The 23,524-nt window shown below is 30.2% G+C and carries 19 protein-coding genes; 5 read left to right on the top strand and 14 right to left on the bottom strand.

Going from position 1 to position 23,524, the window contains the following annotated elements; all coding sequences use genetic code 11:
* Positions 1-95 precede the first annotated feature (95 nt).
* From Spiro2_RS05960 to Spiro2_RS12740, 3 genes are read right to left on the bottom strand one after another with little or no spacing between them, the layout of a single operon-like run.
* A complete protein-coding gene (locus Spiro2_RS05960; RefSeq protein ID WP_338637691.1) occupies positions 96-2,438 on the bottom strand; it encodes a heavy metal translocating P-type ATPase in 2,343 nt (780 codons plus the stop codon).
* 32 nt (positions 2,439-2,470) lie between these two features.
* Positions 2,471-3,667 (bottom strand): glycosyltransferase family 87 protein, encoded by a 1,197-nt coding sequence (locus Spiro2_RS05955; protein WP_338637690.1) that lies wholly within the window; start codon positions 3,665-3,667, stop codon positions 2,471-2,473.
* Positions 3,668-3,702: 35 nt separating this feature from the next.
* Positions 3,703-3,999, bottom strand: coding sequence for a DMT family protein (locus Spiro2_RS12740; protein WP_422398022.1), 297 nt, complete (start codon positions 3,997-3,999; stop codon positions 3,703-3,705).
* Between the two features lie 259 nt (positions 4,000-4,258).
* Between Spiro2_RS12740 and Spiro2_RS05950 the strand changes: the two genes are divergently transcribed.
* Positions 4,259-4,732 carry an Hsp20/alpha crystallin family protein gene (locus Spiro2_RS05950; RefSeq protein WP_338637689.1) on the top strand — a complete coding sequence of 158 codons (474 nt, stop codon included), beginning with the start codon at positions 4,259-4,261 and terminating at the stop codon, positions 4,730-4,732.
* A 158-nt stretch (positions 4,733-4,890) separates the two neighbouring features.
* Positions 4,891-5,565 carry a carbonic anhydrase gene (locus tag Spiro2_RS05945; RefSeq protein WP_338637688.1) on the top strand — a complete coding sequence of 225 codons (675 nt, stop codon included), beginning with the start codon at positions 4,891-4,893 and terminating at the stop codon, positions 5,563-5,565.
* Positions 5,566-6,307: 742 nt separating this feature from the next.
* Here the strand turns inward: Spiro2_RS05945 and Spiro2_RS05935 are convergent.
* Genes Spiro2_RS05935 through Spiro2_RS05920 form a run of 4 tightly spaced genes read right to left on the bottom strand, consistent with a single transcriptional unit; the run spans position 6,308 to position 12,078 of the window.
* A complete protein-coding gene (locus tag Spiro2_RS05935; protein ID WP_338637686.1) occupies positions 6,308-8,335 on the bottom strand; it encodes an amylo-alpha-1,6-glucosidase in 2,028 nt (675 codons plus the stop codon).
* 41 nt (positions 8,336-8,376) lie between these two features.
* Positions 8,377-9,405, bottom strand: a complete 1,029-nt coding sequence (locus Spiro2_RS05930) for an NAD(P)/FAD-dependent oxidoreductase (protein WP_338637685.1) — start codon at positions 9,403-9,405, stop codon at positions 8,377-8,379.
* 41 nt (positions 9,406-9,446) lie between these two features.
* The gene (locus Spiro2_RS05925; RefSeq protein WP_338637684.1) at positions 9,447-11,588 is read right to left on the bottom strand and encodes a carboxy terminal-processing peptidase; all 2,142 of its coding nucleotides are present in this window, start codon (positions 11,586-11,588) and stop codon (positions 9,447-9,449) included.
* 10 nt (positions 11,589-11,598) lie between these two features.
* Entirely contained in the window at positions 11,599-12,078 is a 480-nt protein-coding gene (locus Spiro2_RS05920; RefSeq protein ID WP_338637683.1) for a hypothetical protein, read from the bottom strand.
* Between Spiro2_RS05920 and Spiro2_RS05915 the strand changes: the two genes are divergently transcribed.
* The gene (locus tag Spiro2_RS05915) at positions 12,077-12,859 is read left to right on the top strand and encodes a DUF3025 domain-containing protein (protein WP_338637682.1); all 783 of its coding nucleotides are present in this window, start codon (positions 12,077-12,079) and stop codon (positions 12,857-12,859) included. The genes Spiro2_RS05920 and Spiro2_RS05915 overlap by 2 nt on opposite strands.
* Here the strand turns inward: Spiro2_RS05915 and Spiro2_RS05910 are convergent.
* The gene (locus tag Spiro2_RS05910) at positions 12,831-13,244 is read right to left on the bottom strand and encodes an acyl-CoA thioesterase (protein ID WP_338637681.1); all 414 of its coding nucleotides are present in this window, start codon (positions 13,242-13,244) and stop codon (positions 12,831-12,833) included. The genes Spiro2_RS05915 and Spiro2_RS05910 overlap by 29 nt on opposite strands.
* 105 nt (positions 13,245-13,349) lie before the next feature.
* Here Spiro2_RS05910 and Spiro2_RS05905 point away from each other — a divergent pair, with 105 nt between their 5' ends.
* Positions 13,350-13,952 (top strand): hypothetical protein, encoded by a 603-nt coding sequence (locus tag Spiro2_RS05905; protein WP_338637680.1) that lies wholly within the window; start codon positions 13,350-13,352, stop codon positions 13,950-13,952.
* Positions 13,953-14,042: 90 nt separating this feature from the next.
* Here Spiro2_RS05905 and Spiro2_RS05900 read toward each other — a convergent pair whose 3' ends face one another.
* Both Spiro2_RS05900 and Spiro2_RS05895 read right to left on the bottom strand, forming a co-directional pair.
* Positions 14,043-15,596, bottom strand: coding sequence for an SGNH/GDSL hydrolase family protein (locus Spiro2_RS05900; protein WP_338637679.1), 1,554 nt, complete (start codon positions 15,594-15,596; stop codon positions 14,043-14,045).
* A gap of 493 nt (positions 15,597-16,089) precedes the next feature.
* Positions 16,090-16,260 (bottom strand): hypothetical protein, encoded by a 171-nt coding sequence (locus Spiro2_RS05895; RefSeq protein ID WP_338637678.1) that lies wholly within the window; start codon positions 16,258-16,260, stop codon positions 16,090-16,092.
* 191 nt (positions 16,261-16,451) lie between these two features.
* Here Spiro2_RS05895 and Spiro2_RS05890 point away from each other — a divergent pair, with 191 nt between their 5' ends.
* Positions 16,452-16,832, top strand: coding sequence for a response regulator (locus Spiro2_RS05890; protein ID WP_338637676.1), 381 nt, complete (start codon positions 16,452-16,454; stop codon positions 16,830-16,832).
* An 8-nt stretch (positions 16,833-16,840) separates the two neighbouring features.
* Here Spiro2_RS05890 and Spiro2_RS05885 read toward each other — a convergent pair whose 3' ends face one another.
* The 4 genes from Spiro2_RS05885 to Spiro2_RS05870 form a co-directional block, all read right to left on the bottom strand.
* Positions 16,841-18,379 carry a SpoVR family protein gene (locus Spiro2_RS05885; protein ID WP_338637675.1) on the bottom strand — a complete coding sequence of 513 codons (1,539 nt, stop codon included), beginning with the start codon at positions 18,377-18,379 and terminating at the stop codon, positions 16,841-16,843.
* A gap of 2 nt (positions 18,380-18,381) precedes the next feature.
* Positions 18,382-19,485 carry a DUF444 family protein gene (locus Spiro2_RS05880; RefSeq protein WP_338637673.1) on the bottom strand — a complete coding sequence of 368 codons (1,104 nt, stop codon included), beginning with the start codon at positions 19,483-19,485 and terminating at the stop codon, positions 18,382-18,384.
* Positions 19,486-19,531: 46 nt separating this feature from the next.
* Positions 19,532-21,598 (bottom strand): PrkA family serine protein kinase, encoded by a 2,067-nt coding sequence (locus Spiro2_RS05875; protein WP_338637672.1) that lies wholly within the window; start codon positions 21,596-21,598, stop codon positions 19,532-19,534.
* 81 nt (positions 21,599-21,679) lie between these two features.
* The gene (locus tag Spiro2_RS05870) at positions 21,680-23,515 is read right to left on the bottom strand and encodes a hypothetical protein (RefSeq protein ID WP_338637671.1); all 1,836 of its coding nucleotides are present in this window, start codon (positions 23,513-23,515) and stop codon (positions 21,680-21,682) included.
* Positions 23,516-23,524 lie beyond the last annotated feature (9 nt).

The raw sequence follows: 23,524 nt of genomic DNA, 5'->3' as shown, positions 1-23,524 counted from the left end.
GTAAAATTATTTATATTTCAATTTTAATTCAATTTATTTTAAAAAATTGGTTATGATAAGATAGAAGTATTGATGTTGTTTATTTAAATTAAAATTTACATTCGATTAAGTCTTAAAGAATTTATAATAACCGAAACAGAACTAAAACTCATTGCAGCAGCAGCAAAAATTGGACTTAAAAGCACACCCCAAAAAGGGTATAAAACTCCTGCAGCAATAGGAACACCAATAATATTGTAAACAAATGCAAAAAATAAGTTTTGCTTAATATTTTTAATGGTACTAACGCTTACTTTGCGAGCCTTTAAAATTCCAGTTAAGTCGCCTTTAACAAGGGTTATATCAGAACTACTAATGGCAACATCAGTACCTGTACCCATAGCAATACCGACATCTGCTCTTGCTAAAGCAGGAGCGTCATTAATTCCATCTCCTGCCATTGCAACAATATGACCGTTATTTTGTATTTTTTCAATTATTTCTGCCTTTTGATGTGGTAATAAGTCTGCATAAAACTGATCAACTCCAACGCTTCGTGCAACATGTTCAGCAGTTTTAGAGCTATCACCAGTAAGCATAATCACCTTAATGCCACAATTTTTTAACTCTTGAATTGTAGCATGTGCATTTTCTTTTATTGGATCAATGACACCCAGTAATCCTAATAATTTATTATCAAAGGCAACATAAATCACTGTCTGCCCTTCTCTTCTAAGCATATCAATTTTATTTTCAAAATCAGATACAGAAATAGATAAATCCGCCATTAGCGCTTTATTGCCAATCGCAATTTGATGATCGTTAATTTTTGCAACGGCGCCTTTACCAGTGATCGATTTAAATTCTGTTGTAGAAAACAATTTAATTTGTTTTTCATGCGCTGCATTGACAATTGCTTGTGCAAGTGAATGTTCACTTAATTGTTCGAGACTTGCTGCATACAAAAGTAATTCATTTGTTGATATGTTTTTTTCTAATGAATTGATGGTCACTAATTGAGGTTTGCCTTTTGTTAAGGTACCAGTTTTATCAATCACAAGTGTATCAACCTTTCGCAACTGCTCAATTGACTCAGCATTTTTAAATAGAATACCAAATGTTGCTGCTTTGCCAGTTGCTACCATTATAGACATCGGTGTTGCCAATCCTAATGCACATGGACATGCAATAATTAAAACTGCGACTGCATTGATAATTCCATAAGCAATGCTAGGTTCGGGACCAAATTTAAGCCAAATTAATAATGTAAAAATTGCAACTAAAATGACGCTAGGCACAAAAAAAGCGGAAACTTGATCGGCAATCTTTTGAATAGGCGCTTTTGATCGTTGCGCTTCTGAAACAAGCTGTATGATTTGAGATAAAAGTGTTTGAGATCCAATTTTTTCTGTTTGAATGAGTAAAGAACCTGTTCCGTTAATTGTTGCTCCTATAACTATATCTCCTTTGCTTTTATCAACCGGTATCGATTCACCAGTTATCATTGATTCATCAATCGCAGATTGCCCAGAAATCACTTTGCCATCAACTGGTATTTTTTCTCCAGGTCTAACAAAAATTTTATCTCCAATAGTTATGTTTGTAATTGAAACTTCTTCATGCTCGCCATTTTTGTTAAGGCGTAAAGCAGTTTTGGGGGCTAAGGTTATTAAGGATTGAATTGCTGAATTTGTTTTTTTTCTTGCTTTGAGTTCTAGAACCTGGCCAAGTAATACTAAAGTTACAATCATTGATGCAGCTTCAAAATAAAGTCCAACCATACCAGTCATTGGATCTCTAAAAATTTGCGGAAAAATTTTTGGAATAATAACAGCTATAATACTGTAGAAATAAGAAACCAAAACACCGAGTCCAATTAGAGTAAACATATTGAGACTTTTATACTTAATACTTTCAAAAAAACGAATATAAAATGGCCATCCACACCAAAAAATAATTGGAGTTGCAAGCAATAATTCAATCCAAGGAATATAATTCATACTTATAATTGATAACAGAAGGGAGCTGCCACCCATTGAAATAAATAATAATGGAATACAAAGAATAGAGCTTACATATAATCTTTGTTTCATGTATTGCAATTCATCAAATTCAATTTTAGTATTTGATAAATCTATATTTACAGGTTCTAGTGCCATTCCACACTTATTGCAGCTACCAAAACCAATTTGACGAACTTCTGGATGCATAGGGCAAATATATTCAAGACTATCATTATGTTGATTTTGCTTTGTATCACTAGATTCTATTGAATTTAAAAATTGATTTGGTTGTAATTGAAATTTATCCTTGCAATAAATTGAACAAAAATAGTATTTATGATTTTTATAATTAAAGCTTCCACCTTTTGGATTAGAAGGATCAACAGTCATTTTACAAACTGGATCTTGAGTCAAGCTCAAATTATTGTTAATATTTTGCAAGCTATTTTCTTCCATAAATTATGCCTCATATAATTTTCTATTAATTTTTATTTTATAGTTAGTAATTTTTTATCTTTAATTATAAATACTGATAAGAAAATTAACATTAATCCAGCAAATGGCATTAAATAAAAATTTTTAATCCATTGCGATAAAATAACTCCCTCTCCAAAATTCAAACCTATACAAATACAAGAGAAACAAAAAACAATTAAAAAAACCATGTTTTTATAAATATTGCTAATTGATATTAAATATACTAAAGGAAATAGAAAAATATAAATACTTCTTCCATTAGATACTAGTATTGGTATTAAAGCACATAACATAGAATAATCAAACTTAATTTTTTGTGATTTTGGCAAATTTTTAGCTGTAAGCATTAAATACCAAGAAACAAATAATCCTAAAATAATTAACACAAAAAGATGTACTATTTTATTATTAATTATAAAAAAGTATCCCAAATATTTATCAAAAAAAGTAAATATAGACACATTTTCAATATTACCAATTTCACTTTCTCTTAATATTTCTAATTTTAGCTCTAAATACCAGTAATAATAATTAGTCATTAAATTATTAAAATTATAATTAAACAGGGGAGTAAAAAATAATACAATAGAAGAAAAAACAATATATAAAACCTGTTTAAATTGTTTTTCAAAAATAAAATATAATATAAATATCAAAAAGTAGGGCTTAATAAAACCTGATAAAGCAATTAATACAGAAGATAATAGAGTATTTTTATTGTTAACAATCAAAGAATACAAAATCAAAAAAAGTATTAAAATATTTACTTGACCTAAATGTAACTCCCTAAAATAATGAGAAAACATAGACAAAACGATGAAAAAAACTATATAAAAGAGATGATATTTAGAAATTGAATTTTTTGTATATGATTTAAATAATTTAATGCTAATAATAAGATTTAAATACATTAATAATGAAATAAAAAATGAATAAAATATTTTAGCAATTTCAAATGGAACTAGCGCAAATGGAATAAATAACAGCGAAGCGACTGGAGAATATTTGTACCTATAAAAACCATCTTCTCCAGGTCTGTATAACAACTGCGAATTTAAAAATCTATTTGCACTGTTATAATACACCTCAAAATCACTTTGCCAATAGCGATTGTTATTGATTTCTAATAGTATAAAAAAAATTGTAAAAATAACAAAAAAAAATAATAATTTATAATTATAAGAAAATTTACTTGACAGTGCTTTCATTATTTACCTTATTGGCAATATTAATTAATAGTTAATTATATTCTAAGAAAAAGGCCTCTAAAATGCAAAATAAACAGCTCCAATAATACAAATGAGACTAAAATAAAAAATTCAGCTATGACTCTTAATTGTGCAGTTGACATAACCTTATATCCAATGCGGTTGGCAGGTACTTGCAGTAGATATTCGAAAAATGCAATAAACCATGAAACAAGTATGGCTTGCCAAATAGCAGAATTGGAATGTTTAAGATGTGCATACCAAGCAATTATCATTATTGTAGAACTTAAAAACAGTAACCCTATAGATATAATATATTGATTATATAACACACTTAATGACCTGTAATTGTATTATTAATTTATACATGCTAACTTGATATTTAAAATTTGTCAATTTTTTAAATTACTTAAAAGTTTTAAAATAAGAATGATTTTTTACGTTATATAAAATTTACTTAAATTTTCTAAAGTGATTTTAATTTTTTTATAGTTTTTAATTAGAGCTTCTTTGCATGAACAGATTATGATTTAAATTATTCATGAGGTGGATGGGAATGTTATAACTAAATGTATAAAGGAGGATCTTGTTATGTCTCTTTTTAAAAAACCATCTTTTTTAACTTTGCGCAATGAAGCAGATAATTTTCATTTGCTACAAACAGAAATGAATAGATTATTTAATAATATTTTTCGTGATAATAGTGTAGACATGCTTTTGCCAGCATCTGGGTTATCATTAAAAGTAGATTTAAAAGAAACTAAAGATGAAATTATTATTGCAGCGGATATTCCTGGGGCTAAAAAAGAAGATATTGATATCTCGTTTTCAAATAACTTATTATCAATCAGAGGTGAAAGAAAATTTGAAAGCGAAGAAACAGATTCTGAAAGACCTCATATAAGAGAGCGTTTTTATGGAAAGTTTGAACGTAGTTTTGCAATCCCAGAAAATTGTATCGATAAAGAAAATATTTATGCAGAAATGAAAAATGGGGAGCTGATTGTAAAATTAAAAAAACTGCCAGAAATACAGAAAGAAGTAAAAAGAATTCAAATTAAATAGTTGTATTAATCTACCCATCCATCTTTATTTTGAATAAAAATTGCCATAAAAATACTCAAAAAAACATCTTTTAATAATTGTATCATTGTTTTTTATTTAGTATTAATCTAAATTACATTTGGAAATTATACCTTTTTGTATTGTTACAGGTAATATAAATGAAAAAACTAATCAATGGAATTGCTGATTTTAGAAGGAATGTATTACCAAACTATCGAGAAACATTTGCAAGGTTAGCTCTTGGTCAATCACCTGACACGCTTTTTATTGCATGCTCTGATAGCAGAGTGGTTCCTAATCTTTTTGCCTCGAGCGATCCTGGCGATCTTTTTGTAGTCAGAAATGTTGGCAATATGGTTCCACCATGTGGTGAAAATGGAAGTTCTATTGGCGATGAATCCGAAGCCGCTGCAATTGAATTTTCTGTTTTAACGCTTAATGTTACAAGCATTGTTATTTGTGGTCATTCTGAATGTGGTGCTATGCAAAACTTGCTAATAGACAGAGCCACTATACCTTACCCAAATTTGAGATCGTGGCTACAATATGGTGAAAGTGCATTAAAACTTCTAAATAATGGTTTTATAATTAATAAAGGATTAAAACAGCATAATCAACTTTCTCAAATTAACGTATTAGAACAAAAAAAGCATTTAGAAACATATCCTATTATTAAAGAAAGAATCAACCAAAATAAATTAAGAATTTATTGTTGGTGGTTTGATATTGCAACGGCTGATGTTTATTCTTTTAATGAAACTGAAGGCCTTTTTAAGGTGCTGGATGACGAAGAAGCAAATAGACTATTAAGTCTTATTAACACAAATATTTAAATTTAAGGTAGCAAATGAATAATATGATTGTCCTTGGAAAAGGTTATATTGGTAATTTTATTTATGAAAAATATAAAAATATTATTTTTACAAAAAGAAAAGCTATTTCTAATTCAGAAATTAAATTTGATTTAAATTTACAAGAAACATGGAATAATTTACCCTCGGTTGACAATGTTTTATGGACTTTTCCTGCATCTCAAAATTTGAATGATATCTCTTTAGCATTAAATTTTTATGATTTTTATTGTAAAAATAAAAAAACAATTATTTTAAGTACCACGTCAGGATACATTAATAAAATTCCCGATGAAGTTATAACTGAAGATAGCCAATTAGATTTTTCTATTCCAAGAATTCAAGCAGAAGAAAAACTTCGCATAAAAGGAGCTTGTATCTTACATTTAACAGGGATTTTTGGACCAGATAGACTACCAATTAATTGGTATAAAGATCAAAGAATTCAAAATCCAAATAATTTTGTGAATTTAATTCATGTTTACGATATTATCGCGTGCATAGAAAATATATTTAATAATTTTCGCTTTTCTGCAAGATATAACTTATCTAATGGATACTATAAAAGGCATAATGAGATTTTAAATAAACTAAAAGAAAATAACCTAATTGAAAAAGATTTTACGCTCATTCAAAAAAGCAATATTGATATATGTAAAAAAGTATCAAATTATAAGGTTAAGCATGAGATACTGGGTGAGAACTATAAATTTATTGATTATCCTTAATTAATTTTTTGATTTAAATGTTTTGAAATCTTACTCCAAGCATTTAAAGTTTCTGCAACACTCCAAGCCTGAGCAATACAACCTCTTGCTATAAATGGATAGTTGCCATCAAAAATTTCACTGATAAAACCAATTCCTGATTGATTAATATGCTTTTCTAAGGGTTCTAAAAAAGAAATTGCAACATTAGCATTTTTTGTTACGTTATGAAAAGCTATAGCATATTTTCCTAAAAGCCATCCCCAAACTGTTCCTTGATGATAAGCATTATCCCGATCCCACGGAGTTCCGATATAAAGTCCTTTATAATCCTTAGCATCTTTAGATAACGAGCGTAAACCATAATAGGTTAATAACGAACGACCACAATGATCTAAAATACTTTTCTTTTGAAATGCTGAAAAAGGACAATGATTTAATGAAAGAGCGATAATCTGATTAGGTCTTAATGATGTATCATGACCATCCTTTGAATTTAAAACATCATAACAGTAACCCAATTCCTCATTCCAAAATAATAATAAATTTTTTTTAACTGTTTGAGAAATTTGTAAATATTTTTCATGCGGGTACTTTAATTCAAGACAAAGATCCACAAAATTTGTTAACGCATTGTACCATAATGCATTGATTTCAATTGGTTTACCAACTCGCGGCGTCACAACGTAATCACCAATTTTAGCATCCATCCAAGTAAGCTGGGTACCATTTTCTCCTGCATAAATTAATGCATCATTTGGATCACAATAAATATTATATCGCGTTCCTTTTAAATGATTTTCAATAATTTTTTGTAAATAAGGATACAAAAATTTTAAGAAATCTAAATCTTTAGTTGCAAAGTAATATTGAAAAACCGCTTCAAAAAACCAAAAAGTTGCATCTGCGGTATTATAATCTGGTAAATGATTATTATCAGGAAAGCGATTTGGAATCATACCTTGATCAATATATTGCGCATAGTTTTCAAGAATTTCGCGCGCAATATGATATTGCTGCGTTGCAAGACATAAACCAGGAAGACTTATCATTGTATCGCGTCCCCAATCGCCAAACCAATGATACCCGGCTATAATTGTTTTATCAGAGGATAAATTATTTTTTTTTGCTCTATTAACTATAAATAAATTTACTGAATATAGCAGCTGCTCGATCCATTTTGGAGTATTATGAACTTTCTCTTTCCATCCATCAATTATAACTTTATTGCTAATTTTAATTTCATTTATAATTTTGTAGGGTAACTCAACATTATTGTGTTTGTCAGCATTAATAACTATATAATTGACTTCATCTATATTTAAATTAGAACTAAAACTAGCACCTAATATATGATCTTCTACATAGTCAAAACCGCGATTTTTCTCTTCTAATAGCTCATAGTTAATATAAGTAATATTTTTTACTTCTTTGAACTCCATATTACTAAAAGATTCAAAAATTTTCTCTTTATTTTCGTTAAAAAATTCAATATCTTTAGAATTAAATTCCGCAAAAATATTTGGATTTTTTTTAATTTCATGAATATTTCTATTATTTACAAAAAGATCACACTTTATTTTAAAATTTGGTATAATATCTGCGTAATCATGACTTATTACTTTATAACAAATATATACTTGATTTTTTTTTAATGGCATAAATATTTTTTTTTCAATAAATAATTTATCGCATCGAAAAATCCAAGTTGGAATATTTTCATCTAAGAAAAAACTATCAATATATTGATATCCTGCAGGATGAATTGCCTCAGAATTTCGCCATCTATTTGCACTTAATAAAAATTCTTTATCATTAATAAAAATTGTTTCTTCTATTTTAGATACATAATATCTTCTATCTAATGGAGGATTTTGCGGAGTAATAAATAATCCATGATATCTTCTATTTAGTATCCCAGAAATTGTTCCTGAAGAATACCCACCCAAACCATTTGTGACAAGCCATTCGTAATCTAAATTTTTAAGAATTTGATTATTATCAAATGTGGAAAAATTATTTTTTGATAAAGTTGTATTTTTCATTTAAAAACCCTACCAGTTACTTTAATACTCCACATCTGCAATTACTGCGCAGCTCGTTTTTCTTTTCTTTGTTTTATTTCCATAATTGTCGTTGAATGCAATGGCTGGGCTTTTTCTTTAGGATTCATAAAAACTTTTGCAAAAGCAACTGCAATAGCAGCTTCAGAAAATCCAGAAACAATCAAATCAAGCTTTGCACTATATTTTGCAATATCACCAGCAGCAAAGACTCCTGGTAAATTAGTTTCCATTTTTTCATTTACTTGAATTCCGTTACCAAGCAACTCTACACCCCAATCTTTAATTTTTCCAAGAGAACTATGAAATCCAAACATCACTATTGCATCATCAGCTTCAAGAATTTCTTCATGGTCATTATCAATATTTTTAATACAAACCTGTTTTAAACGATTATTCCCAAAAAATCCAACAATTTCTGTATTTAATATAATTCTTGCTGATGTTTTTTGTAACTTTAAAATTGAGTCATCATGTGCTCGAAAAGCGCTCGAACGATGGATTAAAGTTACAGATTGAGCCAAATGAACGAGTTCATTTGCCCAATCTAACGCAGAATCACCACCACCAGCAATAATCACGCGTCTATTTCTAAATAATTCTTTTTCTAGCACTGCATAGCTAATTCCTTTTCCTTCAAAATCAAGAGCACCTTTTGCAGTATGTTTTTTAGGAGTATAAGAGCCCACTCCAGCAGCTATTATGATTGTTTTGGTATAGTGAATTTCTGATTCTGTATGAATTTCCCATATATCTTCTTGAGTATTTCTCTTTAAAATTTGCGCATTTTGATTAAGACAAATTTCAGAGTTATAAGGCTTAATTTGCAAAATTAAATTATCGATTAGATCTTTTGCAAGTATTTTTGGAAATCCAGCTACATCATAAATATATTTTTCTGGATATACAGCAGTTAATCTACCTCCAAGAGCTGGCATAGAATCTATTATCTTACAACTAGCATTTCTCATACCAGCATAAAATGCTGCAAAAAGACCTGTAGGACCGCCTCCTAAAATTGTAATATCAAAAATTTTTTTTTCTTGTAACATTGAATATCTCTTATTAAATAAATTTAACGATGAAAAAATTACTATTTTTGCATTTGGTTTATTTGTGGAATAAAATCCACAAGAATATTTCCGGCTTCTTTAAGAATAAAGTCATTTTTTTGCACAACTTTTGGTGAAAAATCAAAGGATGACTCTTCTTCTTCTGGCATTTGCTTTAAATCAACTACGCCTGACTTTACGACATCTTTTTTTGAATGACTTGTTTTTTTGTCTTTTGACACTAGACTTTCATTTTCTTTAAGAGAAACTAATGTATTTTTAGCTTGTTTGTCTTTTTTAGCTTTCTCAATCGCTTCTAAGATTTTTTTAAAGTCTGGAGATTTTTCTACACGTTGTGTACTTATTTTGTTAAGTTTTTGAATTATATTTGATAAGTCTTTTTCTGGTTTAAAATCTCTTGAAGCTTTAATTGTTGTATAGGGAAGTGCGTAATCATTTTCTTTTTCACCAATATCCATAACATCAATAATATCAGGAATGATTATATCTGATAACACACCTTTTTCTTGGTTACTTTTACCGCTAGGTCTAAAAAATTTAGCAATTGTAACATGAATTGCCCCATCTGTTGGTCTTCCACCAGAACCTGGCACCTCAATTACAGTTTGTACTGTGCCTTTTCCAAATGTTCTAGAATCACCTAAAATAATACCACGTCCATAATCCTGCACAGCGCCCGATAAAATTTCAGAAGCTGATGCTGTATATTTACTCACTAAAATTGCCAATGGACCTAAATACAATGGTTCTTTGACTTCAGACTCCAATGTTCTCACTTGTTTTTCTCGATATTCTACCTGCGTGACCACTGGATTTTTAATAAATAAACCAACAATTTTTTGTGTTTCAGAAAGATCTCCGCCACCATTTCTTCGTAAGTCAAGTAGAATTCCATCGACCTGTGCTGCTTTTAATTTTTTAACTTCTCGCGCCATATCATTAGAAGAACTGCGACACGTTATAGGACTTTCTTGACAACCTTTATAATCAATATAAAAACTTGGCAAATTTATAATCCCAAGTTTGTACTTACCTTGTGTTATAACCTCGCTTTTAGCTTCGCTGTCTTTAAAATGAACAACAGCACGTTTTAAAATGATAGAAAAACGATTTATTTTACCATCGACTTCTTTTCTTAATATAACAAGTTTGACATGCGATCCTTCTTTACCACGAATAAGCTGAACAACCTTAGAAAGATCCATTTCTATAACATCTTGAATACCTGATCCATCTCCTGCATCGACCGCAACAATTTTATCATTCTTTTTTAAACGACCATCTTTTGCCGCCGCTCCCCCAGGTACTATGGCATCAACAATTGTATAGCCATCAACACTTTTTAATGTCGCACCAATCCCAACAAATTTTAGACTAAATCCAATTTGAAATTGATCATTATCAACAGGAGTTAAAAAACTAGAATGAGGATCTAAAGAAAGAGCAAAAGCGTTTAAAAATATAGAATAAATTTCATCTGTTGTTCTTGCTTCTGCATCTTTTTTAATCATTTCATACCGTTTTAATAATCTTTTTTTAATTTTTTTTATATCATCTGATTCTTTCATATTTAAAAGTATAAATTTGATTGTTTTTCTCCAGCGATCTTTTAATTCTGCGGTTGACTTAACCCATTCTATTTTTTTGCGATCTGTTTCAATATATTCATCTTTTGTAAAATTTGGTTTTTCATTCAATTCATTTTCTGCAAGTATGGTCGCTTCTTTTAAACGTATTTTATACCGTTCATAGATACCTTTTTCTCCATTGATTAAGCGACAATCTACGTTATTAATTTTATTAAAAATAATCGGCTCTTCTTTTTCTCCTTCGTGATAATAAAGCCTCTTAAATTCTTTAATGTCTTCAAAAGTAAAATAAAGTTTGCCAGGATCAAGAAAATTAACAAATGTTTCAAAAGTTCTTTTTGATAATTCAAGATCAAGCTCACGATAGACATAATGAGATTTTAGAAAATCTCTCATTCTTTCTGACAGCATAGAACAGGTTAAATAGCCAACATTTTTTTTTGCTGGTTTTTTTATTATTTCTTCTGAATTAGCAACCTGTGTCAGTGTATTAAAGCTAAAATAATGACCAGCTATAATAATTAAGGTAAAAAATACAGAAAAAAAGAAAATTTTTATTATTCGCAAATACATGAAATCATGCTCACTTTCGAGTTGGTATCCTTAAACTTCGTCTTGAGTATCGCGATGGAATAGCAGACGCTATTTCATCATCCTTATCTGTGTATACAATTGTTTTTTCTTGTCTATGAAAAGAATGAGTAATTGTTGAATTACCTTTAAAATGATTTGTATTTTGTTCACTAAAAGCTAAACTATCATTAGTTTCCACAAATTTACCGTTATACCAACAAAAAATCTGCTCCTGATGAAAACGCACACGTGCTTCACCTATGGCATCAATTTTTTCGTTAACATCATCTAAGCGTGATTTTATACGCTCAAAATTGTCATCAAACAAAGCAACAGCCAAAGATCCTTCATTCTCATCTGCTCTAACCGTAATGCGATGAGAAAATTTTTGCTTTAATTTTTCTCGTAAGGAGCGTAATACACGATCGCGATCGGTCACCATAATTTCGGGATCTAAATCAAGAACCACATAAAGTGAGGCTAAGTACATGGCATACCCTATCAATTCAAGGGTTGAAGAAAAAGAAAATAACAAGTCCCAACCTACATTGAGAGATTGGAATTCGCAATTTTTAACATGCTCTGAACTATTCTTTCCTATTATGCCATATGGTCAGATTTTTTCAAACAACACTGATTGGCCAAGCTTAAATGAACTGAATTATTACAAGCCTCAAGGTCTTATCACTCGCTCGGGTTTAGAAATTTTTTTTATTTTACAAAAAGGAGCACGTCATAAAGTTGGTTTAGATAATTTGTATGAGCCAAGGATTTATCTAAAAGGCGAAGTTAAAACTCGCTCAAAAAATTGGCATGATTTTTTTAATTCTCAAATTTGGTATCATTTTCCTAAATCTAAAGCAGCTTTAAATATGCGGCATTTTATTGCATTTGATGAAATTGCACAATTTCCTTGGTCAGCATCTCCAATCAGCCGAAGCAGAGAACAAGATTTTCTAACAATGTTTGATGAAGGAGGATGTGCATTGATGTGTTCTGCTGAAAGATCAATGCCTTTTATTTTTGGTCATGCAACTTATGAACAAATTGTTTACGGTAATCTTGATTTATCAATGTGTACTCTTAAAATCCAGTGTGATGACAGTTTTTTTAATCTTAACAGCATTGAGCAAATAGCGTACGTTGATCATTCTTTGGCTTTGTTGCTTGCAAACCGAAGCTTATATAAAAAAAGTAATGCCTTTTTTTCTCTGTCAATCACTAAAGCAAAAGAATTTTTACTCAATTTGAGTCAATTCCAATTGCTTTAATCCATTCGGGTGTGTTTTCAATTATTTTTCTTTGATTGAGATCAAAAAAACCTAATGTAAATAATGCAAGAGTACAGACTTCATTTTTAGTATTGATAATTTTTTGTTCAAGCTTTAAAATTTTTCTATTAAAGTCAACGCATTGTGTTTTAATTTGGATTTTTTCACGAAGTTTTAATTCTTTCATAAATTTTAAATTAACTTCTAATATAACTGGACCTTTTTTATATTTTTGAATTTCTTCGAGGCCATAGCCGTTGTGATGAATAAATTCCCAACGTGCCTCTTCTAAAATTTTTAAATACTCGGCATTGTTTACATGCGCAAAAGAGTCCAAATGGTGCTCTTTGATAATCATTTCATAAATAAACATTTTACTATTCATAATACTTACTCTTGAATGTTAAAATAACCATTTTGCATTTTTACCTTCTTCTCTGCTATAGCATTTTATGAATGTAAGTACAAGTTTACTCAAAAGGGTCATTACATGAGAAAAGTTATTTATAAAGTAAGTTTATTAAATTGTTTTATATTTGAAACAGGCATGGCTCAAGAAACATCGAGTGCTCTTATAGAACTCAATCCTTTACTTATGGTCAATCAAGGATTTGGAATAAATTATGAACTCAATATATTTGAGAATCATTTTATCGGAACTGATATTGAATTTTATAAACAAAATCCTTTTTCTTCAGATTCTGTTCAAACAAAGCGTGAGATATTTAGTATTGTTCCTAAATGGCATTATTATATTTTTAGCAAAAATCCATTAGGACTATTTATCGGATTAAAAGCTCGAGTTTTATATATGTCAGAAGAAGTTAGAGATAATTTTAATAAAATTGAGAGAGAACAAATTAATTTTTCTCCTGCATTTCAATTTGGCTATCGTTTTACAAATAAATCAGGACTAACTTTTGGTATTTACATAGGTGCTGGAATGAAATTATTTTATAATCCACTTAATAGAAAAGATCTATACAGTACGGTTGCAAACAATCCAGAATGGATAAAAGCAATGAATTATTTAGAAAAAAATAATTCAGTTTTGACTCAAGAATTTGGTTTAACTCTTGGATATATATTTTGATATTTTAACGTCCCCCTCCCCATACTAAAAGAAGGAGGAAAATTGATTGCTATATTAATAATTTATCAAAAAACAATCATTTAATGAAAATTAATGAATACTAAATTTATAATTAATAACAGATCCACACTCTTTTTTTACTTCGTCAAGACTTAAAGAATTTTTTGCAATAAGATTATTATCTCCTAAAGTTTTTTCAATAAAATGAGATAAAAAGCAGTGGGCATAGCTTGAAGGGTGTGGATTATCCCAAAAAATTGCGTTTTTATTAGATTGAAAATCCTTAGCTTTCATATCATTAGAACAAATTTTTGTTCTTTCAAAATCTTCTAAAGTTTTATTAAAATTTGGATTCCAATAGCTGAAAAAAGTGACATTAAATAAAGGAGCACCAGAAAAACAAGGTTTTTGAATATATATATTATTTTGATTAGGAATCAGCACTTCTGAATTTAAATAGGTAAACCCATAATCGAAAGATTTTGTTTCATCAAACATATGCTTACCATAAAGCATGTTATTAAGTTGCAAATTAACATCAATTAAAATTATCTTATTTTCTATGGTTTTATTAATCTCTTCAATTTTATTATTTAGATGTTTATTGTATTCATAAACAGCCTGTGTTAACTTAATCGAAAATTCTTTATATCTTTCAGCATCGTTTAATATATCTTTTTTGTAAGTTGTTGTTAAAACATAAGGCGTATAACCAATATTTGGTAAATTAATAACAGCAAAATTTTTAGCACCTTTCTCAATTAAAGCTGAATATATTTTAGTAACTCCAGCTACCGATTCTTCAATAATTTTATTTTTTCCATAAATACTATCAGGTTCATCAAAAAATTTATTTACAAATTCACTAGAATTTAGAACAGAAAGAAAGTCATTAGCGCCTATCCATATAATGTATAAGGTATCATGAACATTATGATTTATTTCTCTTTGCTCTAAATTTTCTTCTCTAAAAGAAGTATTTGAAACTGATATTTCTTTATTAAAGTAATTTAAATAATTTTCTAAATTGCCCGTAATTAGTGCTTGTCCCCATAGCTTTATGCCATCAACAAATTTATGTTTAAAGTCTATGGTTGTTGCGCCACCATATGAAAAATTTAAAATTGGTATTTGAGTTGCTTTAAAAAGATAATCTGGCCAGATAAAACCATCAGAAAATCGACCAAACCAATAAGGAAAATCTGGAATATGACCAGTTTTATACTTTAAATTTCCTTGATCTGATAAGCTGTCTCCAAAAATAACTATTTGTTTAATATGATTTGGTAAAACTTTTTCTTCAGGAGGATATATTAAAGCTTGGTTTGTTTCAATTTCTATAATTTGTGTTGGAGTTTTTTGAGGGATTTCAATTGTTGAGGCTGCTTCGCGAATTTCTTGAGAATTGAGATATCGTATAGGATGGTAAATAAAATTAACAATAGACTCGCCAGAAGCAATAGTTTCATGATACCGGGCGGTAGGAGTGCCACTTGAAAAAGCCCGCACATCATATAATGAAAAATTGAGTCTGCGAAAAACTGTGTTTAAGTAATTTTGTGATAAATTATTAAGTGCTTGATTACAATAATTTAAAATATTATTTTTATTACTAATATCTGTAGTAACAAAACCATTAATCACCTTACCTTTAATTGAAATTTCTTGATGATTGGAATCTATTGCTGTGACAATATTATTTTGTCCAACTAATACTTTTGAGAGAGCATAATTAGAATGCTCAGAATAATCTCCAAATTTTGGATTAGAATTATAGTAATAACATGCAATTTTAAACTCAGGCAGGCTTTCTTGTGAGAAGGCAGAAAAATTTAAAAAAAAACTGAAGAAAACAAATACTTACTATATGATAAACGCATATTTTTCCTCTTATAGGAGTAAACAAAAAAATACAATTGATTTAGTGGTATTAAACAATACAAAAAATCAAAGTTTGTATATTAATCAAAATTTTAAATGTCAAATAGATAGAGTTTGTATAAATATTTAAAAATATTATTAATAATATAATTATATTATTATTTTAGATTTATGTTATTATTAATTTTAATAATATAAAATATTTAAAAATATTAATAATTTTTACAAATAAATTAGATTTTTTGTAATTTTTTTTTTATTTTTTGTTATCTGAAGTTTTTCCTGCTGGGGCAAAATGACTATCATAGCATTTTTCTACATCTTCTTTTGAAAAATATTTATTTTTGCATTTATTGCAAACATATTTTGCGCCATCTCTTCTATATTTTTCACTTTTAATTCTATCTTCTTTTGGATTCATACTCATATGACTAATCTCCTCTTTTTAACAATATCGGTTAATTCCTAAATAAGCTTTAGGTAACTGATTTACTTAAAAAGATTTTATAATTTATGATTTAAAATGAAGTTGTCAGATAATTGACTAAATTTATTAAAATTTAGAGACTTTTAAATTTTCCGATAGATTATATAAATAACATAGAAATGGTGTTAAAAATGGGAACAGAAAAAGTTGTTATTTTATTAGATGACATGGAAGAAATTCATCTTGTAACAAAAAAAGTTATAGAATCGATAGGTTATAAAGTTGTGTGCTGTTATAATGTTGATGAACTCATTACTCAAATTTTAGCAAATATTCATAGTTTAAGTTTAATACTTCTTGATATTTACATGCCAGACAAAAACGGATTTGCGGTGATGCATAATATTAAAGATAGATTTCCTAAAAGAAAATTTAAGGTCGTTTTTTTTACTTCTATTAAAGAGAAAAAATACATCATGCAAGGCATGAGCTTAAAAGCAGATGGATTTATATTAAAACCTTTTAAAATTGATGAATTTAAAGCTAAAATTCAAAAACTAGTTAATAACTAGCAAATTTTTTAATTATTACTAAATTGCACCCCTTTTTCGATTCTAGGCTCCGCCCCATCATAATGAATGACTTTTGATTCTGATTCTATAAATGTTGCAATATTTACAGGTCGATTCCAAATTTTAAAGATATTTTTTAATGTTTCTACAGCCCAATCTATTTTTAAATCTTTTCCTTGATGTCGATGTCTCAGTAACAGCTCTCCTCGGTTTTTAAAGTTGCCATCAACAACATCAATAATAGGTTGTCCAAAATTTGTCATAGAGTCGAGCAAATCTTTTTTAATCGTTTTAAAATCACGGTCATGAATAATCGCTTGACCGGATCGCCTATCTTGCACCCATGTAAATAATTTCGCATCTTCACAAAAGTCTTCATCTAAAAATTCATCAATAAAAGTGATATCGTTATGAAATCTTCTCACTTCAAATAATTTTTCCATTCCTTTATTTGCATTTTTATTCCAATTTCTTCGGACTTGCGGATCATCACACAACGTGTATTCCAAACCAAATTGTCCACAGTTCCAACGCTTTTCTATATGCCTCATGAGCTCTACACCAAGTTTATAAGGATTTAAACGTTGTCCTGACATTTGCACAACTCCAGCATAGTGATCGCAATAATCAATCACTTCAGAGTCTTTTAAAACAAGCTGCGTTAATATTTTAGAATGCCAATAAACAGCCCAGCCTTCATTCATAATTTTTGTCTGTCCTTGAGGAGCAAAATAATACGCCTCTTCTCGAACAATTGATAAAACATCCCGTTGCCAAGAATTAAGGGGTGCATACTCTAACAAAAATTTCAACACATCACGCACAGAACTTTCTGGAAATTTTTTTTCTTTTTCTTTTTCGAGAATGACTTTTGCCTGTTGCTCTTTAACGTAACTATCAGGATTAATATAGCCTTCCATATAGCCGCGCAAAGAAGGAAGTTTAGGAACAGGAAGCTTATCAGGAGAAATCAAACTTTCATCATAATTGTCTTTATCCTTTGGCCTGTACTCACGACGAATATGAGGACCATGCTGATCGATTAAGTTTTCTAATGATAGACAAATATCAATAAAAGATTCTACTTCGTCATGACCAACTTCTTCAATATATCTCCGAACACGACTCCCATGATTTGCCATTTCATCTAACATTTTTCTGTTTGTATGAGCAAAACAATAATTATTTTTAAAAAAATCACAATGCCCATAGACATGAGCTATCACAGTTTTTTGATCAACTAACGAATTGCTTCTTAATAGATATGCATAACAAGGATCATTATTAATCACCATTTCATAAATAAGGGATAAGCCATATTCATAACTTTTTGCAATGCGCTCGTATTCCATACCAAAACGCCAATGAGGATAACGAGTCGGAAAACCACCATACGCAGCGATTTCGCTCATTTGTTGATAATCAACCATTTCAAAAATAGTGGGAAAAAAATCTAATCCTAAGTTTCGCGCATGACTTTCAATTTCTGAGACAATTTCTTTTAATTCAGGCGTTAGCTCACTGGTTAATCGAGGATCCATAACCATAATTATTTCCCCTTGCCGAGAAAGGATCGCAAAGCATTCATAATACCATCTCTGTCTTTTATTTGATGAATAATAACTTTTTCATTTTGATCGCCATAATGCTTTTCTAAATCTTTTAAAAATTGTCCGCTGCCATAGCGACTTTCAACTTGACCATAAGAAAATAGATTACTTGATGGGAGTAAAACACTATCCAATAAATTCATACATTCATTGGTGTCATTGCCACTCCAGTTGTCACCATCAGAAAAATGAAATAAATAAATATTCCATTCCGAAGCGGGATAACTTTCTAAAATAATTTTTTCGCATAATTTGTAAGCACTGCTAATTAAAGTTCCGCCCGATTCTTTTGTGTGATAAAATGTATGCTCATCCACTTCTCGGGCAATGGCATCGTGAATAATAAAACGCGTATCAAGGTTATCGTAGTTATGTTTCAGCCAAGTATTTAACCAAAATGATGTGAGTCTTACGATTTCTTTTTGCTCGTCACCCATTGAGCCAGAAACATCCATCATATAAATAATTGCCGCACTGGCTTCCGGTTTTTCTTCAATACGAAAACTACGATACCTTTTGTCGTCTTTAATTGGAATGACAATGGGTTTGTCTTGCGTATAGTCACCTACGCTAATTTGTCTTTTTAATGCTTCTTTGTAGGTTCTTTTAAAATTGCGTAAACTCTCTGGTCCGTTTCTAAGCACCCCCTGATATTTGTATTTTTTTTGGGTAATATTTTTTTTGCCCTTGTCTTCGATTCTCGGTAAACCAAGTTCTTCACCTAAAATTCCAGCTAATTCATCGAGGCTGACATCAACTTCCATACTGTGTTCACCTGGATTTTGTCCCGCCTCTCCTTCGCCAGGTTGTGGTTGTCCTTGATTTACTGGATCCCCTGGCTCTCCATCACCTTGCCCCACACCCCGTTGTTGATTACCGCCAAATTCAAAACGCGGAAGATCAATTCTTGGCAGTGGAATTGAAACCTGTTTATTTCCTTGTCTGCCAATAAGCTCTCCGGATGAAATAAAGCGTTTTAAATTGTCTTTAATTTTTCCTCTGACTATTTTTCTGAAACGGTTAACATCAGTTTCCATTTTCATAAAATTTAGCCTTCTCTAACAAGAGGTTTTTAAAAATTTTACAAAACTAATTTAAGTTTCTTTTAACATCACCACGCGCAAATATACTTGCAACAAAATGCAATGCATCAGTTGAACAAATATCGCAGTATCCATAGTTTTTAATTAATCTATTTTTAACAACATCTATTTTAGCTTGTGTTTCTTTATCAACAACGTTACTCACTAAACTTGTTAATTTAATAGTATCTTTTTGATCTTCAAATAGTTTTAGCTCTAAAGCTTTATGCAATCTTTCATTTGTTTTGTAATCAAATATTTTACCCTCAAGTGCCAATGCACCAATATAATTCATGATCTCCCGTCTAAAATCGTCTTTACGACTTTCAGGAATATCAATTTTTTCTTCTATACTGCGCATCAATCGCTCGTCAGGCTCTTCACTCATTCCTGTATACTTATTACGAACACGTTCTTTTTGGGTGTATGCTTTTACATTATCTATATAATTTCCACAAAGTTTAGCAATCGCTTCTTCATCTGCAGAAATTGCTCTTTGTACTTCATTTTTAACAATATCTTCATATTCTTGTTTAACAACTGCCAAGAGTTCTCTGTAACGCTTTTTAGTTTCTTCATCACGAATTAAGCTATGGTTTTTTAAACCACCTTCAAGTTCATTTAAAACAATAAATGGATTAATACATCCATTTCCTCTATCTTCGACTAAAGAGTTTGATAGTTTATCTTGAATATAGCGAGGAGAAATACCATCCAAACCTTCGCGTAACGCATCTTTGCGCAATTCTTTTATATTATCTTCTGTATAACCAGATAACGTTTTACCATCATAAAGCTTCATTTTTTGCATAACAGTTAAATTTGCTTTTTTAGGTTCCTCAAGTCTTGTTAAAATTCCCCACATAGCTGCTGTATCAATTGTGTGTGGAGCAATGTGAATATGAGGCACAGTTTCTGGATTAAAGTCTTTACGATAAATTTTAACTTCTTCTTTTAATTTTGTAATATAAGGAACATCAATTTTAACAGTTCTATCTCGCAACGCTTCCATAAATTCATTATTTTGCAGTTTGCGATACTCTGGTTCATTGGTATGCCCAATAATCACTTCATCAATATCTGTTTGAGCAAATTTTTTGGGTTTAATTTTATGCTCTTGCGAAGCTCCAAGTAAATCATAAAGAAAGGCTACATCAAGTTTTAACATTTCTACAAATTCGACTATACCTCTGTTAGCAATATTAAATTCCCCATCAAAATTAAACGCGCGCGGGTCTGAATCCGAGCCATACTCTGCAATTTTTCTGTAATTGAGGTCTCCAGTGAGCTCAGTAGAGTCTTGGTTTTTTTCATCTTTAGGCTGAAAGGTACCAATACCAACTCTGTCTTTTTCAGAAAGTAACAATCTTTTTACTGAAATATGACTTTTAGTTAGCTTTTCCCAATCACCATTATACTGACGCATCAATTCGTTATAAACATAACGGCATGCAGGACAAAGACCGCCATCTACATGAATACGATCTTGAAATCCTTTCCCCTTATTTAATAAACTAAAAACTTTTGCACGCGCTTCTTCGGGAATTAATTGCAGAGGCTCTTCATGAATTGGGCATGGCATTGTGTCTTCCATTTTAAGTTTATCATGAAGATTAATCCACTCGTATGTATACAATGCACCTTCTGCTTGATGTGAATACCATTCAACACCTTTTTTTAGTAATCTGGCAATCGTTGATTTTGCGCTACCAACGGGACCATGTAACAACAAAACTCTCTTTTCTGGACCATAACGAAGAGATGCTGCTTTAAAAAAATTGACCAATTTTGAAATATGCACATCCAAACCAAAAACAGCATCTTTACCATTATTCAATGGATCATCAAAAAACTTATAATGAATCAGCTTTTTCTTGTGTTCCACATATTCATAAGAGCCAAAATGCATGATAAGATCATAAATTCTTTGAAAAGCTGTTCTACAAATTTTCGGATTTTTTTCGACCATTACAATATAATCAGAATAACTTCCTGTCCAATTCAACTCATTAAATAACGTTGGGCTATAAACTTCCCTAACAAGTTCAAAAACTTTTTCAGTATGAAGCTGCATGAAACCTCCAATGAGTGAGGAAAATTATGAAAACAAGATTATATCAAATTAAATAATGTCGCAAATCGTAATAAAAAGCATTTATTGATAAAGAGAACTTATCAGACTCGATCTGGTTTCTTGAATTTTAAGTCTATTTATTTCTCCATTTGTTAATTTTTCGCCACTTGATTCTGTAAACGGTTTATCGAGTATTGAAAATTTTTTTAACGTTACGTTACGAGGTAATGTTTCGTTAACTTTATCTACAACTTCTTGCACCTGTTGCCGAATTTTATCTGGAGAAACTCGAAAATCAGCTAATGCATCGTGATTTAATACTATTAAGGCTGATAAATAAGGCATCTTATCTCCAATGACACAGGCATCGGTTATAATATCATTTTCTTTTAGCAGCTGCTCAAGACGAACAGGAGACACTACAGTACCGCCTAACGTTACAAACAAATGACGTTTTCTTCCTGTAATTATAAAACCAAAAGGAGTCATTTGCGCAACATCACCCGTTTCTTCCCAATTTCCACTATTTTCAAAAAAACTTGATGACAGTCGATATTCTAAAGTTGAATGTGCTCCTAATCTAAAGTTTACATGAGGCAATGGTGTTCCAATTACTTTAAAATGCGGAGTCAAAAATAAATTACTCGATAACATTCCTGCAGCATGTGTGGTGCCATAAGATTCAATTACAGGAATACCCAATTTTTCTAAAGTTCTCACATTTGCTTCTACTGCTGGTGCAAGTCCATGAACAACAAATTGTAAATCCTCAACAGCTTCTTTTAAAAATGATTTTCCAGAAATAAATCGAGAGGCTTTTCTTAAAGAACTTTTTAAGGCGTCAAAAATTCCTTCTGGAATTTTCATAGCTCTATTGGAAGCAAGCAATAACTGTGCTTTTTCAATTTTTTCGCTAACCTGAAATCGCGGATTATTTGTCAATCTTTTTTCGACTGTTTCTATAAAAGAAGAAATTTGTTGGGTTTCAAGAGTGCTTGCAAAAATAAAACTAGGCCTTAAAATTCGTAAATTGACTTCCCAATCGGCACTGGGATTTGGAAATCCAATAATTCCATTTTTAAGCATGGCACAAAAACGACTCAAATGGGAAAAAGGATTACTTGGAATCATGAGCTCCATGCTTTTCCAAAATATTTGCTTAGGAAATTCTGCATGAATAATAAAGTTTTGTGCTGTAATGACTAAAGCATCAGGTTGTAATATTTCAGGTTTTTGAAACCCATCATGGCCAAATGAAACAAATGAAAATCTTCCTGGCTTAATTTTACGCCAAGGCGAATCTTCTGGTAAAATAGTAAAATTTTCTAATATACTTTTGGCATTATTATTTATTATATTATCTTCAGAAAAATCTTCTGTTGGCAAAGTTTTAGTTTCTCGATAAAGAGATAATAACGGTGGCTCTGGATGTTTATCTTGAGGCATCCATGCTGCAGTTGAAATATTTAAAACGGGAACCGAAAAGTCATCCAATTGACCAGCAAGCTCATCAATATCTGTCGCTATTGCAACACCTTTAAAATAATTAACGCACCACTTTAAATCATTTTTAGACATGTGTGGTGGTGCAGACATCACATCCAATCCTGCTAAAACACCTCCTAAAGTTGCAATAAATGTATTATACGAATTGCGACCTAAAAGGATAATACTTTGTCCATGAACACGTTCTGAAATTGGTAATAAATCTGCCCAATATTGCGTTGCACGCCCAAGATGTGCACAAAAATCCTTCCCTGATAATTGATGCCACGCCCCATTACAGTATGTTCTGACAGTCACAAAATTTATTTTTACAGATTGATTTAATAGTAAATTAAAAAACGCATCCGCGCCTTTAAACAAATGATTATATTCAATGTTTATTTCTAAATCCTTAGAACTTTTAACCGTCATAAAACAAAA

The sequence above is a fragment of the Spirobacillus cienkowskii genome, from assembly GCF_037081835.1.
Classification (GTDB): Bacteria; Bdellovibrionota_B; Oligoflexia; order Silvanigrellales; family Silvanigrellaceae; genus Silvanigrella; species Silvanigrella cienkowskii.
Note: the sequence above shows the minus strand (reverse complement) of the source record. Positions and strands in the feature narration are given on the sequence as shown.

Excerpts from the sequence above, each read along its gene's own strand:
- Spiro2_RS05960 (WP_338637691.1), bottom strand. The coding sequence starts at position 2,438 with ATGGAAGAAAATAGCTTGCAAAATATTAACAATAATTTGAGCTTGACT.
- Spiro2_RS05955 (WP_338637690.1), bottom strand. The coding sequence starts at position 3,667 with ATGAAAGCACTGTCAAGTAAATTTTCTTATAATTATAAATTATTATTT.
- Spiro2_RS05950 (WP_338637689.1), top strand. The coding sequence starts at position 4,259 with ATGTCTCTTTTTAAAAAACCATCTTTTTTAACTTTGCGCAATGAAGCA.
- Spiro2_RS05945 (WP_338637688.1), top strand. The coding sequence starts at position 4,891 with ATGAAAAAACTAATCAATGGAATTGCTGATTTTAGAAGGAATGTATTA.
- Spiro2_RS05935 (WP_338637686.1), bottom strand. The coding sequence starts at position 8,335 with ATGAAAAATACAACTTTATCAAAAAATAATTTTTCCACATTTGATAAT.
- Spiro2_RS05930 (WP_338637685.1), bottom strand. The coding sequence starts at position 9,405 with ATGTTACAAGAAAAAAAAATTTTTGATATTACAATTTTAGGAGGCGGT.
- Spiro2_RS05925 (WP_338637684.1), bottom strand. The coding sequence starts at position 11,588 with ATGTATTTGCGAATAATAAAAATTTTCTTTTTTTCTGTATTTTTTACC.
- Spiro2_RS05915 (WP_338637682.1), top strand. The coding sequence starts at position 12,077 with ATGGCATACCCTATCAATTCAAGGGTTGAAGAAAAAGAAAATAACAAG.
- Spiro2_RS05920 (WP_338637683.1), bottom strand. The coding sequence starts at position 12,078 with ATGTACTTAGCCTCACTTTATGTGGTTCTTGATTTAGATCCCGAAATT.
- Spiro2_RS05910 (WP_338637681.1), bottom strand. The coding sequence starts at position 13,244 with ATGAATAGTAAAATGTTTATTTATGAAATGATTATCAAAGAGCACCAT.
- Spiro2_RS05905 (WP_338637680.1), top strand. The coding sequence starts at position 13,350 with ATGAGAAAAGTTATTTATAAAGTAAGTTTATTAAATTGTTTTATATTT.
- Spiro2_RS05895 (WP_338637678.1), bottom strand. The coding sequence starts at position 16,260 with ATGAGTATGAATCCAAAAGAAGATAGAATTAAAAGTGAAAAATATAGA.
- Spiro2_RS05890 (WP_338637676.1), top strand. The coding sequence starts at position 16,452 with ATGGGAACAGAAAAAGTTGTTATTTTATTAGATGACATGGAAGAAATT.
- Spiro2_RS05885 (WP_338637675.1), bottom strand. The coding sequence starts at position 18,379 with ATGGTTATGGATCCTCGATTAACCAGTGAGCTAACGCCTGAATTAAAA.
- Spiro2_RS05880 (WP_338637673.1), bottom strand. The coding sequence starts at position 19,485 with ATGAAAATGGAAACTGATGTTAACCGTTTCAGAAAAATAGTCAGAGGA.
- Spiro2_RS05875 (WP_338637672.1), bottom strand. The coding sequence starts at position 21,598 with ATGCAGCTTCATACTGAAAAAGTTTTTGAACTTGTTAGGGAAGTTTAT.
- Spiro2_RS05870 (WP_338637671.1), bottom strand. The coding sequence starts at position 23,515 with ATGACGGTTAAAAGTTCTAAGGATTTAGAAATAAACATTGAATATAAT.